The sequence below is a fragment of the Bacillus cereus group sp. MYBK14-1 genome, assembly GCF_051916885.1.
Lineage (GTDB): Bacteria > Bacillota > Bacilli > Bacillales > Bacillaceae_G > Bacillus_A > Bacillus_A cereus.
Map to the genome: position 1 here is coordinate 19,983 of NZ_JBQAHM010000003.1, position 23,577 is coordinate 43,559.

Consider the following 23,577-nt stretch of genomic DNA (forward strand, 5'->3'; position numbering starts at 1 on the left):
ACCCGAGAATTTTTTCTTTCCATATATAATTATTGCTGATCACATACTTTTGTATCATTCACTACTGAAGTTCCTTCAACGGTTACCGTATGAAAACAGTCATTTACTCGAACTGTCACAACATTATCTTGCCGATCAATGATATGATATTCATTAAAATTTTTATTTAGAGCACTGCGAATTTGTTCTCCTTCATAAATTGGAATGCCATGTGATAGAACCCAAATAAGTCCAGCGATAGCAAGAATTGTTTTCATACGATCTACCTCCTTGGGAATATAGTGAACTTTTCATCCATGCTTTTTCAGCTCTACGAATCCTGATTGTAATAAACCAAGCCTTTTGGAAATAAGTTCATTTCGTCTATTTTATGTTTATGCTAATTGTGACCGAATTGTGACAACTTTTTGTCTCTTTAGACGAAAAGTTGAAACAAAACTTTCGAAAAGGACAATTCTACACATTAAAAAAGGTTATGGAATGTTTCATCCATAACCTTTTTTCCTATACGTAACTAATAAACCTCAATCCTTTACTTAAAGACGTCGGCACAACAGATGCATGATTCTCCCCTTCAGCTTCATAAAACTTAAATTTAAGTTTATCGTGGTTTACTTGGAGAAGGCGCTCTGATAATTCATTTGCACCTACAACCATATGCTCTCGTTCAAGTGATCCAACTGTAAGGAACACTCCTGTTTCAAACTTAGCATTGTTTAATTCAATTATAAGGTTCTCTTCTTTTTCAAGAACGGATTTATTATTCCACCATATAGATGGACTACTAATAAAATAATTTTGAAAAGCATTCAAGTTTGTAAATAGTATATGCAAAGCGAATAGGCCACCTAAAGAATGCCCAAATAAAGTTTGCTTACCTTTATCAATCTCAAAATTCTTTTCAATTTGTGGTTTCAGTTCTTCTTCAATAAAAGTAAAGAAATTATGTGCTCCTCCTGTTTTAGGCCACGGTTTACCGTCTGGTTTTAAAGGGGCATCTTTTGAAATTACGCTAGGCGTAAAATCATAGCACCTTTCTTCCCCTGAAAATGCGCCTTCAATTGGATAACCCACTCCTACTATAATAGCTGGTGAAACACCGGTTTTTTCCGCTCTTACTGATTGTATTTTAACTGCTTCATGAAATGTTTGAAAAAAGGCATTGCCATCTAATACGTAAATGACAGGATATCCTGAATCCGGTGCTGGTTGCTTCGGCTTTGAAATATGAATTTGATATTCCTTACCTTCTAATTTTGAATACATTTTCCACTGCTCTGTATTAGATGTTATAATCTGCTGTTTTTCAACTGTAGTATTCACCCTATCCCCCCCTTTTTAACTTGTTACATATATTTCGATTTTTTCTTCTTGAGATACAACGCTATCATAACCGAAACAAACAGGAGCCCCGTTATACGGATCAATCATGACACGCGCATCAATATGAAATACTTCTTTTAACACTTCATTTGTAATGATTTCTTCTGGGCTACCAGTTGTAACAATTTCGCCTTCCTTCATTGCAATAATTTCATCTGAAAACCTTGATGCATGGTTAATATCATGTAATACCATAACAACCGTACAATTATGTTCTTTATTTAACTTCTCCACAATTTGTAATACATCTAATTGATGAGACATATCAAGGTATGTAGTTGGCTCATCTAATAGCAACACTTCTGTCTCTTGTGCTAATGCCATCGCTAGCCATACCTTTTGTCTTTGACCACCTGATAAATTTGCAATTTGTCTCGTTCGAAATTCAGAAGTTTTCGTTATATCTAATGCCCAATCAATCATTTCTTTATCTTTTGTCGTTAACTTATTTACGTTATTTCGATGTGGATAGCGTCCATAAGAAATTAATTCTTCCACTTTAAGCTCACCTGGTGCAATTGGAGTTTGCGGGAGTAAAGCTAACTGCTTCGCAATTTCTTTCGTTGGAATTGTATGTAAATCCTGTCCTTGCAAATATACTTTACCGCTTTTTTGTTTTAAAATTCTTCCCATTGTTTTTAACAATGTCGATTTACCGCAACCGTTTGGACCTATAATTGTCGTTACTTTTCCTTCTTGTATTTCCACATTTAAATCGCGAAACACTGTAAGCTTTTCATAACTTGTTTCTAAATTTTTTGCACTTAAAATACTCACTTTTATTCCTCCTCTTACGCTTTCGCCTTATAAAGTAAATATAAGAAATACGGTACACCGACAATAGAAATAACGATTCCCACTGGTAGCTCTACAGGTGTAAAAACTGTTTTCGCAATAAAGTCTGAAGCAATTACAAGAAACATTCCGATTACGCCGCACGTAGGAATTATATACTTATGTTGAATACCGACAAGCCTTTTCGCTATATGCGGTGCCATTAAGCCAATAAAACCGATACTCCCTGAAACAGCAACACATGCGCTCACAAGCCCGATACTACTTAATAGTAAAATCGATTTCTCTCTTTCTACTGAAACACCTAAACTTGTAATACTCGTTTCTTCCAATTGAAATAAATCTAATAAATAAGCTTTCTTTTGTATAAGCGGAATTAAGATAATAAGCCATGGTAACATAGCCACAATATACTTCCAGTTTGCACTATATATGCTTCCAGACACCCACACTGCGGCCATTTCAAAATCAGTTGACTTCATTTTGAGTGATAAGTACATAGAAAAGGCTCCAAATCCTGATCCAATTGCAATCCCTGTTAATAAAAGTCGCTGCGAATCTAATTTACCGTTTTTCCAAGAAAACAGATAAATGATGATAGCTGCACCTAATCCGCCTACTAAACCAAACATTGGCATCATCATAATAGAAACCCAGTCTGTGCTTTTTAATTGCCCTTGAAAGAAAAACATAAAAATGACAATCGCTGTTCCTGCTCCGGCATTTACGCCTAAAATACCTGGGTCCGCCAACCCATTTCTCGTAATCCCTTGAATAACGGCACCCGCAACACCAAGGCCTAATCCTACTAATCCAGCAATTACGATGCGCGGAAGGCGAAACTCAAAAATAACTAAATCATGTTCTGGTACTGGATCAATTCTAAACAGTGTTTTAAATACATCTGTAATCGTAATGTCGAACGTACCATTTGTTAAACTAATATAAATAGCACATAGTATTAAAAATATAATAATCCCCATCGTCATTCCGAAACGTTGACTTGAACTTTTAAGCATGTCTCTCTCCTCCTCTAGTACGGATTAAATAAAGGAAGAAAGGAATTCCAATTAAAGAGGTAACGACTCCAATAGGTGTTTCAAATGGATAGTTTACAAATCTACTCAAAACGTCACATAACGCTAAGAAAACGCCACCAATAACACCTGCACATGGCAAAATCCACTTATAATCTACCCCAATTATAAAGCGCGTAATGTGCGGAATAATTAAACCTACAAAACCAACTTTCCCCACTAAAGCAACTGCTGTTCCTGTTAAGAAAATTACCGATAAAATTGCCATCGCTTTAACTAGTTTTGTACGTTGCCCTAAATTAATAGAAACCTCTTCGCCTAATGAAAGAATGGTAATAGATTTTGATATTAACAATGCTAAAATTATTCCAATTATCCCAAACGGTATCGTGATTTTAATGATATTAGGATCTACTTGCTCTAACTTTGCATTAAACCAAAAACTAACATTTTGAGAAATTTGGAAATACGAAGCCATTGCAGCCGATACACTACTTAAAAATGTTCCAATAACTGTTCCTATAATCGCTAACCTAACTGGTGATAAGCCATTTTGAAGGAGCGAACCAAAACCAAACACGATACCGGCTCCTAGTGCAGAACCAATCATTGAACATACAACCATACCAATTGATGACATTCCCGGAAGAAAAATCATGCTAAGTGTAATAACAAAGGCAGCGCCATCCGTCACACCCATAATAGAAGGGGATGCAAGATAGTTTCTTGTCATCCCCTGCATAAGTGCTCCTGATATGGCTAGAAATGCTCCGACTAAAAGAGCTGCAACTACCCTTGGTAAACGTGAAGTAATAATAATATTATGATTTACATCGCTTGAATCAAAATGAAATAATGCGTTCCACACTGTTTCAGCGTCAATACTTTTTGCCCCATACAAAATCGAAAGTATAATTGTAAATAAGATGAGTATGGGTGCTATACATAATATAGTTACTGGTACTGCATTTGTTTTCTGCATATCATTCAACGCACCTTACTTATTGTATTATTTAGATAAATTTTTCACGGCTTCTTTTAAGAATGCTGTTTTACTCCAAGCTGTACCACCTTGTGCCATTGGATCTACAACATTTACAAATACTTTCTTTTCCTTCGCAGCATTCATACTTTGCCAAATTGGATTACTTTCAATTTCTTCTAACACTTTCGGGTTTTTATTTTCACTTGCCTCATATTGTAAGAAAATATAATCTGGGTTAAGTTCAGCAAGTTTTTCAAATGAAATTTTCTCTTGTGCTTTTACAGTTTTCAATTGTTCTGGAGCAGTTAGTCCAAGATCTTTATAAATTACAGGATTGAAGTATACTCCTTCTGGATATAGGAATAATTCGTTTGCTCTTAGTCTTATGACAAGTACTTTTTTATCTTTTAACTTATCTCCTAGTTTTGCTTTTGCTTTTTCAGCGTCCGAATTGTAATCCTTAATAATTTTTTCGGCTTTATCTTTTTTACCAGTTAATTCTCCCATTAACTTTAAGTTATCTTCCCAATTTGTTGAAACGTGTGATACCGGGAATGTAGGAGCTACTTTCGTAAACTTTTCAGCTGTTTCTGCTGGGAATTTCGTACTCGATGTAATAACATCTGGTTTTAATTGTAGTAATGTTTCGAAATTGGGTTGCATTTTCTCACCAACAGATTTAGCACCTTCTAACTCTTTTTCAAGATATTTTGGTAATTTACCACCTACAGTAATGGCACCAACTGGTTTAATTCCAAGTACTGCCGCATCTTCCATTGACTCTAAACTAGCTGTCGCAATTTTATCTACTTTTGCTGGCACTGTATACTCTTTACCTAAATATGTGATTTTTCGTTTTTCATCTTTTTTCGTTTCCGTAGCTTTTGTCTGTTGTTTTTGCTCGCCTGAAGTTTTATCCGCACTATTACATGCCGCTAAACCTACACTTAAAACTGTAACCATCCCTAAAGTAAATAATTTCTTGTTCATCTTTATATGTCTCCTCTCGAATTTTCAAACTATATTCTCAATAAAATTTAACTATATGAACCTTGTCCCATATATATATTTCATTAGATTAATAATTTTATCCAGAACTCATTCCCGTTCACTTCCCCTAGACTATAATTCTTTTACGCCTTCATCACTTGATAATCATTTTCACTGATAATGATTATCGTTACTAAGTATATATTTAATATGAAATTATTTCAAGAATGATTTGAAAAATTTTAACAAACTGAATTAAAAAAAGAAGTATCTCCCTAATATTAGGGAGATACTTCTTTTTTTTAGAAATTTATATGTAATTCAACTGGACAATGGTCTGACCCCATTACTTCACTATTAATTTTCGCTTCTGTTATTTGGTCTTTCATTCTTTCCGAAACAACAAAATAATCTAAACGCCATCCGATATTTTTCGCTCTCGCGCCCATACGATACGACCACCACGAGTATGCACCTTCTTGATTAGGATAAAGGTAACGATATGTATCAATAAATCCTTCTTCTAAAATACATGAAAATTTCTCTCGTTCCTCATCAGAGAATCCAGGATTTTCACGATTACTTTTCGGATTTTTCAAATCGATTTCTTTATGAGCAACATTTAAGTCTCCACAAAAAATAACTGGTTTCTTCTCATCTAATCGTTTGATATAGGACCTGAAATCATCTTCCCATTTCATTTTGTAATCTAATCGTTCTAATCCACGTTTTGAATTTGGTATATATAACGTTATCATGTAAAAATCTTCGAATTCTAAAGTAATAAGTCGCCCTTCTTGATCATGCTCTTCAATGCCTAAACCATATGTAACTGAAAGCGGTTCTTTTTTCGAAAAAATAGCAGTTCCTGAATATCCTTTTTTCACAGCATAATTCCAGTATGTATAATATCCCTCTAAATTTAAATCAATTTGCCCTTCTTGTAATTTAATCTCTTGTAGACAAAATATGTCAGCACTTGATTCCTCAAGATATTCCAAAAATCCACCTTTTGCGATAACAGCTCGCAAACCATTTACATTCCATGAAATTAACTTCATTTATAGTCCTCCTCTTGATGTTTATTTCCAAATTTCATGCTATCACAAAATAGAAAACAATCATATTTTCACCTTTGTAATCTTGCTCTTACATTTATGAATACATACATACGCACTTTATTCAGGTTATACTAATTTCAGAGGTGATGTTCTATGCACAATGAAGGAGTTACATTAACAAATGAGTATTGGCAAGCAATTATTCATAATGATTCTTCCTATGATAGCAAATTCTTTTATGCTGTGAAATCAACTGGAATCTTTTGCAGACCATCATGCAAATCAAGAATACCGAATAGAAACAATGTACGAATTTTTCATCATGCAGAGCAAGCATTAAGTGAGAACTTTCGCCCGTGCAAACGTTGTAAGCCAAATGGGATCACTTTACCTAATGAAGAGTGGGTAGAACAAATTAAAGACTATATCGAAAAGCATTATGACGAATCCTTAACTCTCGACATGCTTGCGGAAATGTGTCACGGTAGCCCTTTTCATTTACAACGTACTTTCAAAAGAATAATAGGGTTAACTCCTATAGAATATATACAACAATTCAGGGTTCTTAAAGCAACCGAATACCTTTTACACACAAATCAATCTATTAAAGAAATTAGTACTGCTGTCGGGATAGAAAACCCAGAGTATTTCGCAACTTTATTTAAAAAGAAAACCGGATTTACTCCTACTGAATATCGAAAAAAGAACGAAATGAAAGAGGGATACGATAATGAATTCCTACAAAAATAATTATATATATTGGACGCTACTTACACATAAAAATTGGCGATTTCATATTGCTGCAACTGAAAACGGACTATGTTTCATTGGATCACAAGACGAAAACTTTGAAGAATTAAATATATGGGCTAGAAAAAAACTGCCCCAACATATATTGACCCATAGTCCAGATTACTTGCAAATATATACGCAAGAAGTTATCGAGTATTTAGAAAACAAGCGAGAAACTTTTACATTTCCTATCGATGCTTATGGAACTAATTTTCAATTATCTGTTTGGAATACGGTACGTGAAATTCCTTATGGAAAGACATATTCTTATACAGAAATTGCTGAAAGAATTCAAAAACCTAAAGCTGTGCGCGCCGTTGCTTCTGCTATTGCTGCTAACCCTCTTCTTATCACCATTCCTTGTCACCGCGTTATTGGGAAGAATGGGAAACTAACCGGATTTAGGGGTGGATTAGAAATGAAGAAAAAATTGCTTACATTAGAAAAGTTGCAGGTGGAATTCATATGACAGCAGAATATAATAGCGTATTATCTATAGCAGTTCCAAAAGAATTTTGTTTCCAAGAAAATTTACGTTATCTATCACGCTCTAACAATGAATGTATGTTCCATATTGAAGATAACAAAATTTATAAAGTTATCCCTGTTCAAGATGTAAATCCTTTAGTTGAAATTAGTGTGAATACAGATGGGAATATTCAAATACGTTGTTTAGAAGAACCATATACATCTGAAAAATCGATACGTGAAGCTGTAGTTAACTATGTAAAAGAATGGTTTGATTTAACTACTGATTTAGCCCCATTTTATACATTAGCTAAACATGATTTACTCCTTCAAGGACCAATTGAACAATATTATGGCCTTCGTACTTTAGGCATTCCAGACTTATTTGAGGCACTTTCCTGGGGAATTATCGGTCAACAAATTAACCTAACATATGCTTATACACTAAAAAGGAGATTAGTTGAGCAATTTGGAAGTTATGTAGAATGGGACGGTAGAAAACATTGGATATTCCCATCACCTGAAACAATTGCAAATCTACATGTAGAAAATCTTCAACAATTAAAAATGACGACTAGAAAATGTGAATATTTAATCGGTATTGCGAAGCTTATTACAGAGAGAAAATTATCAAAAGAGGATTTACTGCAAACACAAGATGTAAAGGTTGCTGAGAAACAATTAACTGCTATCCATGGTATAGGACCATGGACTGCCAACTATGTTTTAATGCGTTGTTTAAGATTTCCTTCGGCTTTTCCAATTGATGATGTTGGTCTGCATAATGCAATTAAATTTATAACAGGTTCCGAAAATAAACCGACAAAAAATGAAATAAAAGATTTCGCGGCAAACTGGGCTAATTGGGAGTCTTATGCGACTTTTTATTTGTGGCGAGTACTATATTAAAAGAACCAAGTAGCACATTCGTACTACTTGGTTCTTTTTTAAGCTTGCTCCTCAAAACGTCTTGCAATTTCCACAATAACTTGAACGGCTTTTTCCATAGTATCTACCGAAACATACTCAAATTTACCGTGATAGTTTTCACCACCAGTGAAAATATTCGGCGTCGGTAATCCCATATATGATAATTGTGATCCATCTGTGCCTCCGCGAATCGGATGAATATTTGGTTCAATGTCTAAACTTTTCATTGCTTCATATGCAATATCAACAATTTCTCTTACCGGTTCAATTTTTTCAAGCATGTTATAGTATTGATCATTCATTTCTAAAACGACTGCATCTTCGCCATATTTTTCTTGCATAGTCTTCACAATATTTTTAACGTTATTTTTACGTGCCTCAAAATTTTCACGATCAAAGTCTCGAATAATATAATATGCTTTACTTTGCTCAACATCACCATTTAAAGAAAGTAAATGATAGAATCCTTCATAGCCTTCTGTATATTCTGGCGCATCTTCTACTGGTAAATACCCATTAAACTCCATAGCAAGTTTAGTAGCATTGCGCATTTTATTTTTTGCTGTTCCAGGATGTGTATTCGTTCCGTTAAACGTTAACTTAGCACCTGCAGCATTAAAACTTTCATACTCTAAACCACCTAATGGACCTCCATCCATCGTATAAGCGAATGATGCACCAAACGCTTCTACATCAAAATGCGCTGGCCCACGACCAATTTCTTCATCCGGTGTAAATGCTACTCTTATTTTCCCGTGCTTAATTTGTGGATTATGTATTAAATGGTTCATTGCAACCATAATTTCTGTAAGACCAGCTTTATCATCTGCTCCTAGAAGTGTTGTACCATCAGTTGTAATAATGGTATGTCCTTTATATGATGGTAATTCCGGGAACTGCTCTGGTGTTAACACAACATTTAGCTCTTCATTTAACGTAATTGCATTACCATCAAAATTTTCATGAATTTGTGGTTTGACGTTTTTCCCTGTAAAGTCTGTTGCCGTATCTAAATGGGCTAAAAATCCGATTACAGGAACATCCTTGTCCGTATTAGCTGGAAGTGTTGCCATTACATAGCCATTATCATCCATCGTTACTTCTGTTAAACCAATTTCTTTTAGCTCTTCCACTAATAACTTACCAAACTCAATTTGTCCTGGTGTTGTTGGTACTGTATGACTTTCTTCATTTGATTGCGTATCAATTTTTACATATCTCGTAAATCTTTCAATAAGTTCTTGTTTCAAGTTCATTCACTCCCTTTTATGTTCCTCCCTCCATTATAATCCTTAAAACGAAATATTTTAACTTTTTTGACTATGAAGATGTATATTTCATTTACATTGTTAACACTTTTACATAACAAAAAGAAAATTAGTGAACATATTTAAAGTACAGCTTAATACAAATAAATTCACCCTATTTACGACTCTCATCGCAAATAGGGTGTTTCTGTTTTTATCTCGCAATTTAAGAATATATACTACTCATTTACAATAAAAGTATATACATCATCATAAATACAGCCATTTACTTTAATCACATACTTCCCAGGTTTATTAAAACTAATTGTGTATTTATTTAACTGAATTGCTTCTTTATCTCCAGAAAGAATATCAATGCTTCTGCCACTTAATACATACAATTCATTTAGATTCATCGTTACATCAATTGTATTGAAATTTTCTACTTTCACTTGCTGTGCTTCCGCAACGCTTACACTTGGTTCTAAAAACAGTAATCCACTTAATCCAATCGTCCCCGCTAAAGCAACTCCCGCAAACTTTTTAATCTGTTTCATTACAATGACCTCCTTATAGATTTTACGTAAAGGCAATGTCCTCCCTTACACCACAAAGCCTATATGTAATGAAATGAAAAGTAAACGGGGACTGTAAGACAAAATTCTACATCTTTTTCTCCTATTGAATATAAATCCAACGTTTGGAATTTTGACACATTTAAAATTGTTTCCCTAAACCAATTTCTCCATAATTTATTCAAAGACTGAATAATTACTTATTTATTTAACATTCTAACAATAGTTGATAAAGATGCTTTCTATTCAAAAAAAGACTTTGCTATAAAAGTAACTTTTACAACAAAATCCATGCAACTAATTTTATTCAGCTTTCCATAATCTCTCTACATTCATTAATTGTTCTTCTTTAAATTCCATCTTATATATATCCGGTTTTGACGTATTCATTAAAAATTCAAAACCATATTGTTTATCAAAATAGTTCATCATTAATGTCATGACAAGCCCATGTGTACCAATTACAATTTTGCATCCTCGAAAATCCATTAAGATTTCTTTTAATACTTTCACTACTCTTCTCTGGCAATCTGCATATGACTCTCCTTCCGTTCGTGCAAAGTCCGGATTAGAGAACATCTTCTGTACAAGTGGATACACCTCTTTGTCTGATATAACCTGATCCTCACTTGAAAACATACACTCTTTAAGATTTTCATATACTACTATTTCTTTTTCATGGAAATTAGCTGACTCCTCTATCGTTAGCATAGCCCGATTATAAGGACTGGAAATAAAAGTATCAATCCTCTCCGCTTTTAATATGTCAGTTACTCTACGGGCATCCATATGTCCCCTCTCAGTTAATCCACGCATTCTTTCATTTCCTTCTAGTTTTGGTGATTCACCATGTCTAACCATATAAATATATGTGCTCATAATTTCTCCTTAAAATTTTTTATAAAGTGAAACTTTAATCAGCCCTCACTAATCGGGCTGCCCGGCAAATAGCGAGATAAGTTAATAAATCACGTTCATTTATCCCATTTCAACACTTAGGGGTAATACTAAAATACTTTATAAACTGTGCTGATTTGTTCGTCTAATCCATTCTCCTACTAAACTCTCAAATAATTCAGGCTGCTCAATTTGCAAATTATGCCCTGCCATATCTAACACTGCTAATGTTGCCCTTGGATATTCTTCAATAATTTCTATAATATTTTGATAACCTACTGATATATCTTGTCTTCCAGTCAGTAAAAGAACGGGATTTTCATATTTTTCATGCTGAAAATCCATAGTAAGAGAGTAATTCTTTTGCAACCTTTCAATAAATTCATAATTAGCAACATCTAACCCAGGCTTAATTTCTTCTTTAAATCGCTTATATGTATATTCATTTGCTATTACAGCTAACTCACAAAACTCCTCTCTTTCTGTGGAAGTGAGCGTATTTAAAAATTCCTCATCTTGTACAATTACCTGTTTATCTGGAAGAATCCTTTTTTCTGGCTCCGCTACAACAACAGGACATACTAATAGTAATCCGCTAACTCTCTCAAACATCTTTGCAAGTATACCTTTGGCTAAATAGCCTCCATATGATTCTCCTACCAATAAAAATTTTTCAGTAGAAATGATTTCCTCAATAAATGTGATAAGCACTTCTACTATACGATCTGAACTATTTATCCAATTTGGAGCATTCGATTTTCCCATTCCAGGTAAATCAATATATATTCGCTTATAACCTTCATATTTCTGAAATACTGATTCCATACATTTCATCATTAACCTATGGTCAGGGGCGCAGCCATGTATGATAATGACCGGTTTACCCTCTCCCACAATTTCATAGTATATTTCTGCATCTTTAATTCGATATATCATAAAAAAGCCTCCCTATTTAGTGGCAATACTATTCCACTCTGTAAGAATACACGTTCTTATTTTATATCTTTTCTCAACATTTTCACAAATATTAATCTTCAGATTAAAAATAAAAAGCTCACCAAAAAAAGATACTCATCATTTTATATGCAATTTTGCATCTCCACTTACAAATCACTAAAAAAACTTTACAATTCAAAGGATGACTAAATATACAATTTCTATTTAAAGTCTTGATACAGTCTATACTATCAACCGCAATATTTTTTCAACCTTAAGAATACTTACACTCTTTAACACTTTCCTTATAAACATGATTTTTATAAGGAAATCTGATACAATTCTTAAATAATATTATTATGTATAGATATAACGAACATAGTGCATAATTAAAGAAGGTGATTTCATTGAAATTAAATAAAAATTTACAATTATGTATATTAATCGGAACATTAATATGCTATTCAATCTATTTTATGTTTTTCTATCTGTTCCCTACTCATTTTTCAAATTCAGATGTACGCTTCGCTTCACTTGTCGTTGAAGCCATTACATTTGTATCACTGATTTACTCTATATATTCTAAAAAAGTCAGTTCAAATCCGTTTTGGATATGTATTACAATAGCAATTGGTAGTTTTTTATTAGGGAAAATAGTATATACATATCAAGATAGCTTCTTCGAAATTCCAATACATCGTTTTACGGTTTCTGATGTATTTTACATGTTTTTTCTATTTTTCTGTCTTATCGCTTTCTGCTATAAAATCTTAAAGGAATGCAATAAATGGGAAAAAGCGTTCTTTATTTGTGATATATGCATAGTGCTTACTTCCATATTTACATTAGAATGGTATTTATTTAATCAACCAAATTTAAATATATTCGCTCTTTCACTAGGAGATGTTTTCCTTTCATTTTTATACCCAATTGCAGATTTATTATTTCTACTGCTAGGTGTTAGTCTCTTTTTCCGTCCAACAATTTTTAATTCCAAACGGAAAATTTATATCTTTATTTTTGTATTAATAAGTTCTGCAACTTTTAACTATATTTATTTTTACTTAAATAACCACTTATCAACTGAAACGATAATATTATTACGTCTTTTATATAGAATACCTATATTACTTATTGCAATAGCTGGCTCTATTTCAGAAGATCATAATAGCCATAGAAATTATTTCCTTGTAAACCCTATAATAGGAAAAAAAGCTTTAGTTGTATTTCCCTATCTTGCTGTTGCAATACTAATCGGGTTTACATTAAAAGAACAAACATCATCTTCAACTCTCATTACAGGAAATTGTATTACTTTTATTTTCGTACTCATTCGTCATTCTATCGTACGTATGCAAAACAATTCCTTAACAAAACGTTTGCAGGCATTTAATGCCCAACTAGAAGAAAAAGTTACTTTACGGACTTCTGATTTAGTTCATAAATCAGAGGCTCTTTCTCAAAAACAGCAAAAGTTTAAATCATTATATGAATATCATCCTGACCCTATTTTCACCATTGATTTAAATGGAATATTCTTAAATGTAAATAAGGCTGGGAGTGTACTACTTGGAGCACCAACAGATGAGTTACTCGGTGAAACTTGTTTTTCGATTATTTTAGATGAAGATAAGCATAAGCTAGCATTGGCGTTAGAGAAAGTGAAACAACAAGAATCGGCATCCTTACAACTTAGTTCTCAATATAAAGATGGCTTTACTTATTTTTTATACGTTACAATCATTCCTATTATAATAGACGGACAAATTTCAGGAAGTTATATTATGGTGAAAGATATTACTGCACTAAAAAAACAGCAAGAAGAAATAAAATATTTAGCATTCCATGACACTGTAACGAAAATTGGTAACCGTGCCTTTTTCCATAAGAAATTAAAGAGAGTTATAAAAAATGCTGAAATAACAGAAAGCGAGTTTGCATTATTATATTTAGATTTAGATCGCTTTAAAGCAATTAACGATACACTTGGACATTCATCAGGAGACTACATATTAGAAGAAGTAGCAAAGCGCTTCCAATCATGTCTTCCATCACATACTCATCTTTCAAGAATCGGTGGCGATGAATTTACAATCATAATTGAAAACTATACTGACGAAGATTACTTATTCCAATTATGTAACCAATTATTTAAATGCATGAAAAAGTCATTTATCATACATGAGCATAAATTAACTTTATCACTGAGTATCGGCATCGCTATTTATCCACATTCCGGAATCGATACCGCTACACTTCTGAAAAACGCTAATGTTGCAATGTATGATGCAAAAGCAAAAGAACTTAACTCTGTATCTATTTATGACGATGTAATCGCTAAAAAAATTGAAAGACGATTGCGATTAGAAAAAGATTTACCAAACGCACTACAAAATGAAGAATTGTTCCTTTTGTATCAACCTCAAGTTGATAGTGAATCTAATAAAATTATCGGTGCAGAAGCTTTAATTAGGTGGAATCATCCTGAATTAGGTATTATTTCTCCATACGAGTTTATTCCGATTGCAGAAGAAACACTACAAATTATTTCAATAGGTAAATGGACATTAGAGCAGGCTTGTAAACAAATGAAACGTTGGCACGCACTCGGATATTCACATTTAAAAATAGGTGTAAATTTATCTGCTAAGGAATTTGAACAAGAGGATTTTGTAAAATCTATTTCTTCTACTTTAACAAATACAGGTTTACCAGCAAGCTCTCTTGATCTTGAATTAACAGAGCGAATTGCAATGATGGATGAGCGAGAAACATTGATAAAACTGCGTACACTAAAAAGTTTAGGGATTCACATTTCTATCGACGATTTTGGTACAGGTTATTCTTCGCTAGCCTACTTACCTTTGTATCCAATTGATACGTTAAAAATCCCGAGAGAATTTATTACAATGTCTGAAACATGTGATGATGGAATGGAAATTATTAAAACGATCATCACATTAGCAAATACATTAGGAATGTCTGTCATTGCTGAAGGTGTAGAAACGAAAGAGCACGTAAATTTCCTTCAAAAAAATAAATGTCAGTTTATTCAAGGTTATTATTACAGTAAACCTATTCATATTCATGCATTTACTGAGCTATTAGAAAACGGCATTCACCCATAGTACATAACTAATTAGAACAAATATAGCAAAAAGGAAAGAAGATACCTTCTTTCCTTTTGTTTTTCTATTTACATTTCTATTACTTCACCACTTCATTTATTATATCTATTATTTGATGAATTCCCTCATCATTTGTTTTCTTATATCCATTCATGTTTTGAATATATTTCTCCTTATTTGTATACAACTTATTTACTGCATGTATAAATGTATTCGTACTTACTCTGTCTTGGAGTATAACTTCAGCATATCCTTGCCGTGAAAAATATTCAGCATTTAAAACTTGATCTCCCCTACTGGAACTGTTAGTTAACGGGATAAGCAACATCGGTTTCTTCAAAAATAACAATTCAGAAATAGCAGTAGAACCCGCTCTAGAAACTACAACACTTGCCATATTTAGTATATGCGGCAACTCGTCGCCTATATATTCAAATTGCATATATCCCTCCATGCCAATAGATGGGTCTACCTTCCCTTTACCACATATATGAATAATATTAAAGTTTAATAGTATTGTATCTAAACATTCCCTTACCATATCATTTATCCACTTAGCACCTTGACTCCCACCCATAATTAATAATACTGGTTTATCTTGCTGAAATTCACAATATCTTCTTCCTCGTAATACGTTACCCTTCTCAATTTCTTCCCTTACAATTGGTCCTACATAAACCTTCTTCTCATTACTTACATTTTCTCCTGTCTGAGGAAATGTTGTGCATAGCTTTGTAGCAAAAGGTAATGCTATTTTATTGGCAAGCCCTAATGTGCTATCTGGTTCACGTATAATTATAGGCACACGATTTAACCATGCTCCTATAGCTACAGGAACTGAAACAAATCCTCCTGCTGAAAAGATAACGTCAGGCTTTGTTTTCTTAATTAAATTATAACTTTGTAAACAACCGCGTATAATTTTAAAAGGATCTTTAAAATTCTCCCAATCCCAATATCTCCTAAGCTTTCCCGTTGAAACACTATTGTATTTAACATTTTGCACTAATGATTTTTCAATTCCATTTTTGGATCCAATATACTCGACTCTCCAGCCTTTCTCTATAAATTTAGGAATTAATACAATATTAATCATAACGTGTCCGGCTGTACCGCCCCCAGTAAAAAGAATCGTTTTGCTCATAACTTATACCCACCTTTATTATTAAAAATCTAGCTTTCTCTTTACCTTTTAAATGTAAATAAACTTATTATTTTTTATATAAATCTTTAACTCCACCTCTATATCTTGTAAAAGATCGTTAATGAGTTCATAAAAATCATTTCCATACTCACTACACTCGTATTGAGCAAAGATTTGAATCACATATCTAGTTTCCGTCTCTAATGCTGACTTTATTCGATTAACCCTTTTTTCTTCTACATACGCTTGATATTTATGTATTGCCTCATAAATAAGCAATACATGCGCTTCTTCATCTCTCCAGTCCAGCGTATCAACAATTGAAAGAAATAGCGTATTTTGATTATCTATTACTTCATAACCATTCATATATTTCTTACACCCTTTTTTGTTTTTCATTGCACGCAGATGTCACTACACTTCGCATACTCAAGTACATCTTTTAATGATTGATGAAATTCAATTTCTGGGATCCAACCTAAATTTTTTATTTCCTCTGTTGCTAAACTCTCATTTGAGTCGCTCCCACTTTTCTCTGTTTCCTCTATAAAAAAATTTAGCTGTGTTAATTCTTTATATTGTTCTAGTACATCTAATAAAGATCGTTTTACTCCTGATCCGATATTATATTGTTTTCCATTTATTCCATCTCGTAATAACACATGATACGCTTTGACCGCATCACGTACATCTAGAAAATCTCTACTATCTTTCAAACTGTTTACTTCGATAATAGCCTTACTTCTACCTGATTCTATATCTATTATTTTCTTTGCGAGAATCGAACAAATACCATTCGATACCCCTGGACCAATTAAGTTTGAGGGCTTTGCAATGATAATATTTGAATCCATTAATCCTCCCCAAGCCTCTGCAATAATGACTTGCATCGTTTTACTTAAACTATATGGATTTGAAATTTTCATTTCGTTCATACTATCTGCTTGCAAAGCAGATCCTATAACTAATGTTCTACAATGCGAGGCTTCTTGCTTAATTGCTTCTAATAAATATAACGTTCCTATTACATTAATCTCTATATACTCAAGAGCAGCTGTCCAAGATTCTATAACCGAATTCCTTCCCGCTAAATGCAATACGTAGTCTGGCTTTATTTGTTTCATTACCTTCATTACTTCGCTCTTATTAGTTAAATTACACGTAATACCATTTCTAATTTTTTCTCTATGTGCACGATTTTGAAACATAGGAATTACATGAAAGCCCTGCTCTAAAAAATAGTGGCAAGCATGGCGGCCTGTGAAACCATTTGCACCAGTTATTAAAAGGCTCGCATTTTTTTTCATCGCAAAAACCCTCCTTTTAATAGCATTTGTTTCACCTCATGTTTTGCAAGTAAATCTTGTTGAGAACTAAAACTCTTCACATCCACTAGCGGATAGCTAGAATAATATTCTTGAAGTCCTTCGATAGGAATCGTCGGTAGTACCACAAAATAATTTTGATCAAAACTTATACTTGTTTTACTCTCTACCTCAGATAGAAGCATTTCACTTAATTTTTCACCCGGTCTTATCCCTACCTCTTTCACCTTAATATTTTCTTTTTTTGAATCTTCAATTAATATTTCCGCTAAATCTGTTATTTTACATGCCGACATTTTCATAACAAAGATTTCCCCGCCTCTACCTTGAGATACGGCTTTAAATAACAATCCAACAGCATCTTCAACTGTTAAGAAAAATCTAGTCATATTCGCATCGGTAATCCCTACTTCTGAAGATCTTTTAATTTGTTGTTTAAAAAGCGGTACTACACTTCCACTCGTTCCTAAAACATTTCCACCACGAACACAAATGAATTTTGTTTTCTTCGTTTGTATATTCGCATGAACCATTAATTTTTCACCAATTGCTTTTGTCATCCCATACGTATTTGATGGATCAGCTGCTTTATCCGTTGAAACATATATAACTTTTTCAACTTGCATCTGTGTAGAGGCTTCAATTACATTTTGCGTACCATGTATGTTAGTTTTTATAGCTTCATAAGGATAATACTCACATACTGGAACGTGTTTTAAAGCTGCAAGATGGAATACATAATGTACACCTTGGCATGCATAGACTAGTTGATCTTTATCACGAATATCTCCAATAATAAATTTTAGCCTATGATCATTTATAAACTGTTGCTGCATTTCAAACTGAACCGTTTCATTTCTTGAAAAAACTCTAATTTCTTTCGGTGATTTTTCTAATAGTTGTTTTATAAGTTCATGCCCCCACGAACCTGTACCACCAGTAATTAAAATTATTTTATTTAACATTCCTTTTCCTCCTACGAAACATCTCAATTTAAATAATATTTATTGAATTATTTTCAATTGATTCAAATCATAATCGTCGTTTGTTACATTTAATTGACAAAATAAAAAAACAGAAACTATTAAACTTAGTTTCTGTTTTTCATTTCACCTCACAACAGTAAGATTTTCCATACTGTTTGCATGATAAATAAATTCCTTGTAAAAAAACACCGCTCATTTATTTCTTATACTCGTAATAAAATAAATAGAATGATTCATAGCCAATAATCATGTTTAAATTTATGAAAAAGGGAGGTAACGGAATGGACCGAAGCAATTCAAATCATACATATAACGGACCTTCCAAAGCACTGCCTCTCTCCCTATTCGACATAAAAAATGAATTAAAACAAAAAAGCAAGCTTATTCCTTCTGACACCATGTATAAATTAACGAAAGAAGAACAACTCATCATCAACAAAATTAAAATACAAACAGAACAACTAAATAAAAATAATGTTACAAGAACACGCGCATACTACCAATTTTACATTCAATATCCAGAAATACATTGGGCACTGCTTGGACATATGGTATCACGTAACGGCGGTTGGAATATGACTGATTTAAAGGGGGATTTATATACGAGAATTTTATCAGAGAAAGATCAATTCATATTTTTTTCTTTTTTAGAAAAAGGGAATTGGCTTATTTTCCAAGATGTATACCCTCAATTTTTACTTTACGAACAAAGTGTAAAGAGATCACAAAAGTTATTTCACCTTCTCCCTCACCTAAATGTTTCTACATTTATGGAAACGATGTGGCACCATTTTTGGAAAACAGGTAACAAAAAAACTTTAGCGATTGCCACTATTATTAATGAACAAAACTACTTAGAAAAAAGAGTGATTCAAAATGTACAATTTAAAAAGACTGTACTAAATAGTATTGGATTTAAACTCTTTGATTTCTTTCAGTTTAATCATATTCTTTTCCCATTCTACGAAAATGATAAGAAACAAAAAGTATTACTATTTGGTGATACAATGAAACATTTCACTTCCTTACATGAACGGATATTAATTGGAAAAAGATTGTACTCATTATTATTTCGAGATACACATGTTTTATCTCAAATAATAAGCTGGGCTCAACACCATCCACATACAGGATCAAGGAAAGATTACTGGCCCCATTTATTTTCAAGTGTAAATGAATCTTTTTCCCGTGAGTTTTATAAGCGCCGAATAAAGAAATGCCAGTTACGAAATGGCGCTTATCGCATATACAGCCCTGCACTCATCTATGCATGGCGAGATATGAAGCATGAAGAAGTTGACAGTGAAGATTGGTTTACCGATTGGCAAGTTGTAAATTACTTAGTTGATAAGGAGGAAAATATAAATGGACAAATTACAGAAGACTACTGCAAAACACTCGAAAAAATTGAACTCGCCATTCTCGCAAAGAAAAATGTCCTCCTCCGAGAAGAAGAATGAGTTTCTAGCATTAGTAGTTACAATCTTTCTCTCTTCTATTATTGGAACTTGCTTAGATGCCTTTTTTGTTCATAAACAAATATATTCCTTTCCGGCTAGGCCCTTCTCATCCACATTTTCGGTTAATATAGCTTTTACATTGTTCGTACTGCCGATTTTAACAGTTATCTTTATACACATTTCAAAAAAATTATCTAAAGTTTCTAGAATTTTATTTATTATTTCAATCGGTATTTGTGCTAGCCTTTTTGAACAGATTGCTGAAAGTTTAGGTTTATTTGTACATAACGCGAATTGGAACCATACATATTCTTTATTTGGTTATATGATTTTTCATTCTTTTATTTGGAACGTATATAATTGGATAAAAAAATAAAGAGACCATTATAGGTCCCTTCTTAAGCATACTCTTCCGTTATTGCTAATGGTGCCAATGTTTGAAGGCTTTTAGAGCGTAAACGATAGGCAACGACTTTCTTCTTATATTGCTTAATGACATCAACATGTTCTTCATAGCTATATAGCGAAAATCTAATCTCTTTATTCCCTTTCTTCGTATCAATGACTATGGGTGTCCCTTCTCCGTGCGGCGGGAAATAATGTTTATCTAAAAACAAAGCCTCATTAAATTCATGAATAACTTGTAGTTTCATTTCTCCCTCTATATTTTTTCCATCTATCGATATAGAAGTATTTTCCGCCTCAAGCTTTTGATGCAATTCAAATTTACTAATAATTGATTCCACAACAGAAGTGGGCATGCTAGAAACTAATACTTTAATAGCTCCAAAAACAAATAATGTAACTATAAACCATGTTGTCATTGTTATCATCTCCATTACATTTAAAAAATAAATTTCGTTCCATACGGTATTAGTATACTAATGAGTATTCCAGTTACAATCATCGTTACCGAACCGATTGTCGCCTCTTTCTCGCCTTCCTTCACGAGACGGCTCACACCGATAATATGTGATGCACAGCCCATTCCAACTCCTTTTCCAATCGTACTTGTTATACTGAAAAACTTAAGTACTGTTGGTCCGATAATAGCGCCTGTTATTCCTGCAACAACTACAAAACTAGAAGTCATAGATGGAATACCACCAATTTGATCCGCTAATGACAGGGCAATAGGCATCGTTGCTAACTGTGGTAAAGTAGTTAATATAAGTTCCTTATCTATATTTAAAATTCCGCCAATCACTACATTCATACTCGTTACAGCCACTATACCTATCACTACTCCAATAAGTATCGATAAAAAATTTTTCATAAGTATCTTTCGCTCTTTAAATAGAGGTATGGCTAATGCTACAATTGCAGGGCTCAATAAGCTTGAAAGAATGTCTCCTCCATTTTCCCTATACTCATGATGAGAAATACCAAAAATGAAAAATAAACAAATCATAATTGCCGTAACTGTTAACACCGGTAACGTAAATGCAAACGTAAATTTTTTATATAGCTTTGTCGCCAAGAAATAAATTGCTACAGTAATAATAATTAAGACCATTTGAATCGTGCACCTTGTCGATTTTATTTTTTTGTTGTTATTAATAATTGACTTATATACCCTGAAACAATCAAAGTTACTACAGTACTTGCAACTACTAAAAGGAATATAATACTCTCCTTACTGAAAAGAAAAGACCCGTATTCCATGAGCCCTGTTGTCGAAGGGATTAAAAATAACGGTAAAAATACGATTAACTTTTCCGCACCTAACTCAAACCATTTTAACGGTAAAACGCGAGTGGAAAGGAGCAGGAACAGTATTAACATCCCTATTAAACTTCCTGGCATTGATAGATGGAATACTCCTTGAATCCACGTACCCACTAGGCTAAATACATATAGCACGCCTACTTGAAGTAAAAGCGTCACGTACTTCATTTCTTTCCCTCATTTCACTATCACACATCCATATTATGAAATCTCATTTAGCGTGTCGGCAAACCGTTTAATTCCAAGTTGAATTTGTTCTATATTCGCTCTACCAAACGTAAATCGTATATATTCATTTTTCGAACCTAAAACACTGCCCGGAACAAATGCGACACCATTCTGTATAGATTCACCTAATAAGTGATATTCATCAAACTTTCCTTTCACTTTACACCATACATGTATTCCACCCTCTGGCACGAAACATTCAACTCGGTCTCCCAATGTTCCTTCAAGCTCTGCAATTAATACATCTCTTCTTTGCTTCAATTGTCCACGAAGTATCGTAATATGTTTATGGAAATCCTTTGATTCTAAAAATTGATTTGCTACCCACTGCGTAAATACACTATGGCCAAAATCAACTTGTTGCTTTGCATCTGCTAAACGCTCAATTACACGTGTAGGACCAATTATCCATCCAATACGTAATCCTGATGCAACAATTTTTGATAATGAACTTATATAAAGAACATTTCCATTTTGGTCCATTGATTTTAATGTCGGGTTCACTTCTCCATTAAAAGAGATTAAACTATACGGATCATCTTCTACAATTGGTATACCGAACTCAGAAGACAGTTCTAAAATTTTTTTACGTCTCGCTAATGAAAGCACAGTCCCCGTCGGATTCTGATAATCTGGATTCAAAAACACCATACGAATGCGATGCTTTTTGTGCAAATCGATTAAGTCATCTGGATTCATTCCATGCTCATCAACAGGTAAATGAAATATGTTCAAACCGGCCGATTTAAACATTGGAAGCGAAAAACAATACGAAGGATCTTCAATCGCGATCGCATCACCAGGTTTTAATAAACATTGAACGATAAGATTAAGCGCCTGTTGTGCTCCTGACGTAATAAGAATAGAGCTTGAATCTGCTTCAATTTGTTTATATTGCTGAACATGTGCTGCAATTGTTTTTCTCAACATCTCATTTCCAAGTGGATGATCATAACCGAGGTTTTCCATAAATGTTTTCTCCGACAAAATTGTTCGAAATCTATCACTTGGAATTAATTCTGGTGACAGTTCACCGCTTGCTAAATTAATTAAATCATCTTTTTGTGTTTCCGTTCGAATTTGTTGAACGAGTGGTACGTTAGGTAAGAACGATCCATCCTCCACGTACCTACCCCAGTTCGGTATTCGTTTATGTGAGACACCCCATATGTCTGTATTGACCCGTGTTCCGCTTCCCTTTTGCCGTTCTACTACTCCAAGTGATTTTAATTCTTCATACGCAGCTACTATTGTACTCCGGTTCACCTGTAATTCCTTTGCTAACATACGCTCAGAAGGTAACTTACTATCAGAAGGAAATTCACCTGAAGAAATGCCTCTTTCAATATAATCCGCAATTTGTTTATATACAGGTGTCTTATCTGCACGATTTGGTTTCCATTCCATCTAGTTTCCTCCTTTCAAAACGAACTATCCTCATTTTTTACTAACAGTATTCACCGTAAAAATAGTATTAATTAG

At 33.4% G+C, this 23,577-nt stretch carries 25 protein-coding genes; 6 read left to right on the forward strand and 19 right to left on the reverse strand.

Annotation, left to right across the window (positions count from 1 at the left end; translation table 11 throughout):
- Window positions 1-29 precede the first annotated feature (29 nt).
- The 7 genes from ACTFR3_RS09750 to ACTFR3_RS09780 form a co-directional block, all read right to left on the reverse strand.
- The gene (locus tag ACTFR3_RS09750) at window positions 30-257 is read right to left on the reverse strand and encodes a hypothetical protein (protein WP_000849103.1); all 228 of its coding nucleotides are present in this window, start codon (window positions 255-257) and stop codon (window positions 30-32) included.
- 247 nt (window positions 258-504) lie between these two features.
- A complete protein-coding gene (locus ACTFR3_RS09755) occupies window positions 505-1,323 on the reverse strand; it encodes an alpha/beta hydrolase (protein WP_001098699.1) in 819 nt (272 codons plus the stop codon).
- 15 nt (window positions 1,324-1,338) lie between these two features.
- Window positions 1,339-2,160: an ABC transporter ATP-binding protein gene (locus ACTFR3_RS09760; RefSeq protein WP_000025766.1), complete on the reverse strand. Its 822-nt coding sequence runs from the start codon at window positions 2,158-2,160 to the stop codon at window positions 1,339-1,341.
- Window positions 2,161-2,174: 14 nt separating this feature from the next.
- Window positions 2,175-3,197 (reverse strand): FecCD family ABC transporter permease, encoded by a 1,023-nt coding sequence (locus ACTFR3_RS09765; RefSeq protein WP_000920450.1) that lies wholly within the window; start codon window positions 3,195-3,197, stop codon window positions 2,175-2,177.
- Window positions 3,190-4,197, reverse strand: a complete 1,008-nt coding sequence (locus ACTFR3_RS09770; protein WP_440044391.1) for a FecCD family ABC transporter permease — start codon at window positions 4,195-4,197, stop codon at window positions 3,190-3,192. Before ACTFR3_RS09770 ends, ACTFR3_RS09765 begins: the two co-directional genes overlap by 8 nt.
- Window positions 4,198-4,224: 27 nt before the next feature.
- Window positions 4,225-5,190, reverse strand: a complete 966-nt coding sequence (locus tag ACTFR3_RS09775) for an iron-hydroxamate ABC transporter substrate-binding protein (protein ID WP_001035506.1) — start codon at window positions 5,188-5,190, stop codon at window positions 4,225-4,227.
- Window positions 5,191-5,492: 302 nt separating this feature from the next.
- On the reverse strand, window positions 5,493-6,251 hold the full coding sequence (locus ACTFR3_RS09780) for an exodeoxyribonuclease III (protein ID WP_440044392.1): 759 nt from the start codon (window positions 6,249-6,251) through the stop codon (window positions 5,493-5,495).
- 153 nt (window positions 6,252-6,404) lie between these two features.
- Here ACTFR3_RS09780 and ACTFR3_RS09785 point away from each other — a divergent pair, with 153 nt between their 5' ends.
- From ACTFR3_RS09785 to ACTFR3_RS09795, 3 genes are read left to right on the forward strand one after another with little or no spacing between them, the layout of a single operon-like run.
- Window positions 6,405-7,001 carry a bifunctional transcriptional activator/DNA repair enzyme AdaA gene (locus ACTFR3_RS09785; protein ID WP_000551322.1) on the forward strand — a complete coding sequence of 199 codons (597 nt, stop codon included), beginning with the start codon at window positions 6,405-6,407 and terminating at the stop codon, window positions 6,999-7,001.
- Complete coding sequence (locus ACTFR3_RS09790) at window positions 6,982-7,512, forward strand: methylated-DNA--[protein]-cysteine S-methyltransferase (protein WP_001089840.1); 531 nt, start codon at window positions 6,982-6,984, stop codon at window positions 7,510-7,512. Before ACTFR3_RS09785 ends, ACTFR3_RS09790 begins: the two co-directional genes overlap by 20 nt.
- Window positions 7,509-8,420 (forward strand): DNA glycosylase, encoded by a 912-nt coding sequence (locus ACTFR3_RS09795; protein ID WP_000123521.1) that lies wholly within the window; start codon window positions 7,509-7,511, stop codon window positions 8,418-8,420. Before ACTFR3_RS09790 ends, ACTFR3_RS09795 begins: the two co-directional genes overlap by 4 nt.
- A 38-nt stretch (window positions 8,421-8,458) precedes the next feature.
- Here ACTFR3_RS09795 and pepT read toward each other — a convergent pair whose 3' ends face one another.
- The 4 genes from pepT to ACTFR3_RS09815 all read right to left on the reverse strand — a co-directional run bounded on the left by pepT (window position 8,459) and on the right by ACTFR3_RS09815 (window position 12,096).
- Window positions 8,459-9,691: a peptidase T gene (pepT, locus tag ACTFR3_RS09800; protein ID WP_002164459.1), complete on the reverse strand. Its 1,233-nt coding sequence runs from the start codon at window positions 9,689-9,691 to the stop codon at window positions 8,459-8,461.
- Window positions 9,692-9,927: 236 nt separating this feature from the next.
- Window positions 9,928-10,245, reverse strand: a complete 318-nt coding sequence (locus tag ACTFR3_RS09805) for a hypothetical protein (protein ID WP_000809495.1) — start codon at window positions 10,243-10,245, stop codon at window positions 9,928-9,930.
- Between the two features lie 321 nt (window positions 10,246-10,566).
- Entirely contained in the window at window positions 10,567-11,142 is a 576-nt protein-coding gene (locus ACTFR3_RS09810; protein ID WP_000109179.1) for a histidine phosphatase family protein, read from the reverse strand.
- A 138-nt stretch (window positions 11,143-11,280) separates the two neighbouring features.
- Window positions 11,281-12,096, reverse strand: a complete 816-nt coding sequence (locus tag ACTFR3_RS09815) for an alpha/beta fold hydrolase (RefSeq protein ID WP_000640334.1) — start codon at window positions 12,094-12,096, stop codon at window positions 11,281-11,283.
- Window positions 12,097-12,503: 407 nt separating this feature from the next.
- Here ACTFR3_RS09815 and ACTFR3_RS09820 point away from each other — a divergent pair, with 407 nt between their 5' ends.
- Window positions 12,504-15,224 carry a sensor domain-containing protein gene (locus tag ACTFR3_RS09820; RefSeq protein WP_000773561.1) on the forward strand — a complete coding sequence of 907 codons (2,721 nt, stop codon included), beginning with the start codon at window positions 12,504-12,506 and terminating at the stop codon, window positions 15,222-15,224.
- A 79-nt stretch (window positions 15,225-15,303) separates the two neighbouring features.
- On the opposite strand, the gene ACTFR3_RS09825 is transcribed toward ACTFR3_RS09820, so the two are convergent.
- Genes ACTFR3_RS09825 through ACTFR3_RS09840 form a run of 4 tightly spaced genes read right to left on the reverse strand, consistent with a single transcriptional unit; the run spans window position 15,304 to window position 18,658 of the window.
- The gene (locus tag ACTFR3_RS09825) at window positions 15,304-16,368 is read right to left on the reverse strand and encodes an undecaprenyldiphospho-muramoylpentapeptide beta-N-acetylglucosaminyltransferase (RefSeq protein WP_000047562.1); all 1,065 of its coding nucleotides are present in this window, start codon (window positions 16,366-16,368) and stop codon (window positions 15,304-15,306) included.
- Window positions 16,369-16,416: 48 nt separating this feature from the next.
- Window positions 16,417-16,767, reverse strand: coding sequence for a DUF6572 domain-containing protein (locus ACTFR3_RS09830; RefSeq protein WP_002164458.1), 351 nt, complete (start codon window positions 16,765-16,767; stop codon window positions 16,417-16,419).
- Window positions 16,764-17,675, reverse strand: coding sequence for an NAD-dependent epimerase/dehydratase family protein (locus tag ACTFR3_RS09835; protein ID WP_000739078.1), 912 nt, complete (start codon window positions 17,673-17,675; stop codon window positions 16,764-16,766). Before ACTFR3_RS09835 ends, ACTFR3_RS09830 begins: the two co-directional genes overlap by 4 nt.
- Window positions 17,672-18,658: a UDP-N-acetylglucosamine 4,6-dehydratase family protein gene (locus ACTFR3_RS09840; RefSeq protein WP_440044393.1), complete on the reverse strand. Its 987-nt coding sequence runs from the start codon at window positions 18,656-18,658 to the stop codon at window positions 17,672-17,674. The genes ACTFR3_RS09835 and ACTFR3_RS09840 overlap by 4 nt, the downstream gene beginning before the upstream one ends.
- 302 nt (window positions 18,659-18,960) lie before the next feature.
- Here ACTFR3_RS09840 and ACTFR3_RS09845 point away from each other — a divergent pair, with 302 nt between their 5' ends.
- Entirely contained in the window at window positions 18,961-20,139 is a 1,179-nt protein-coding gene (locus ACTFR3_RS09845) for a DUF2515 domain-containing protein (protein ID WP_440044394.1), read from the forward strand.
- Window positions 20,114-20,515, forward strand: coding sequence for a CBO0543 family protein (locus ACTFR3_RS09850; protein ID WP_033687074.1), 402 nt, complete (start codon window positions 20,114-20,116; stop codon window positions 20,513-20,515). The genes ACTFR3_RS09845 and ACTFR3_RS09850 overlap by 26 nt, the downstream gene beginning before the upstream one ends.
- 22 nt (window positions 20,516-20,537) lie before the next feature.
- On the opposite strand, the gene ACTFR3_RS09855 is transcribed toward ACTFR3_RS09850, so the two are convergent.
- From ACTFR3_RS09855 to pdxR, 4 genes are read right to left on the reverse strand one after another with little or no spacing between them, the layout of a single operon-like run.
- On the reverse strand, window positions 20,538-20,963 hold the full coding sequence (locus tag ACTFR3_RS09855; RefSeq protein ID WP_000214634.1) for a YfmQ family protein: 426 nt from the start codon (window positions 20,961-20,963) through the stop codon (window positions 20,538-20,540).
- A gap of 20 nt (window positions 20,964-20,983) precedes the next feature.
- On the reverse strand, window positions 20,984-21,655 hold the full coding sequence (locus ACTFR3_RS09860) for an LrgB family protein (protein ID WP_000242939.1): 672 nt from the start codon (window positions 21,653-21,655) through the stop codon (window positions 20,984-20,986).
- A gap of 23 nt (window positions 21,656-21,678) precedes the next feature.
- On the reverse strand, window positions 21,679-22,035 hold the full coding sequence (locus ACTFR3_RS09865) for a CidA/LrgA family holin-like protein (protein ID WP_000878488.1): 357 nt from the start codon (window positions 22,033-22,035) through the stop codon (window positions 21,679-21,681).
- A gap of 33 nt (window positions 22,036-22,068) precedes the next feature.
- Window positions 22,069-23,502 (reverse strand): MocR-like pyridoxine biosynthesis transcription factor PdxR, encoded by a 1,434-nt coding sequence (pdxR, locus tag ACTFR3_RS09870; RefSeq protein ID WP_000454965.1) that lies wholly within the window; start codon window positions 23,500-23,502, stop codon window positions 22,069-22,071.
- Between the last annotated feature and the right edge of the window lie 75 nt (window positions 23,503-23,577).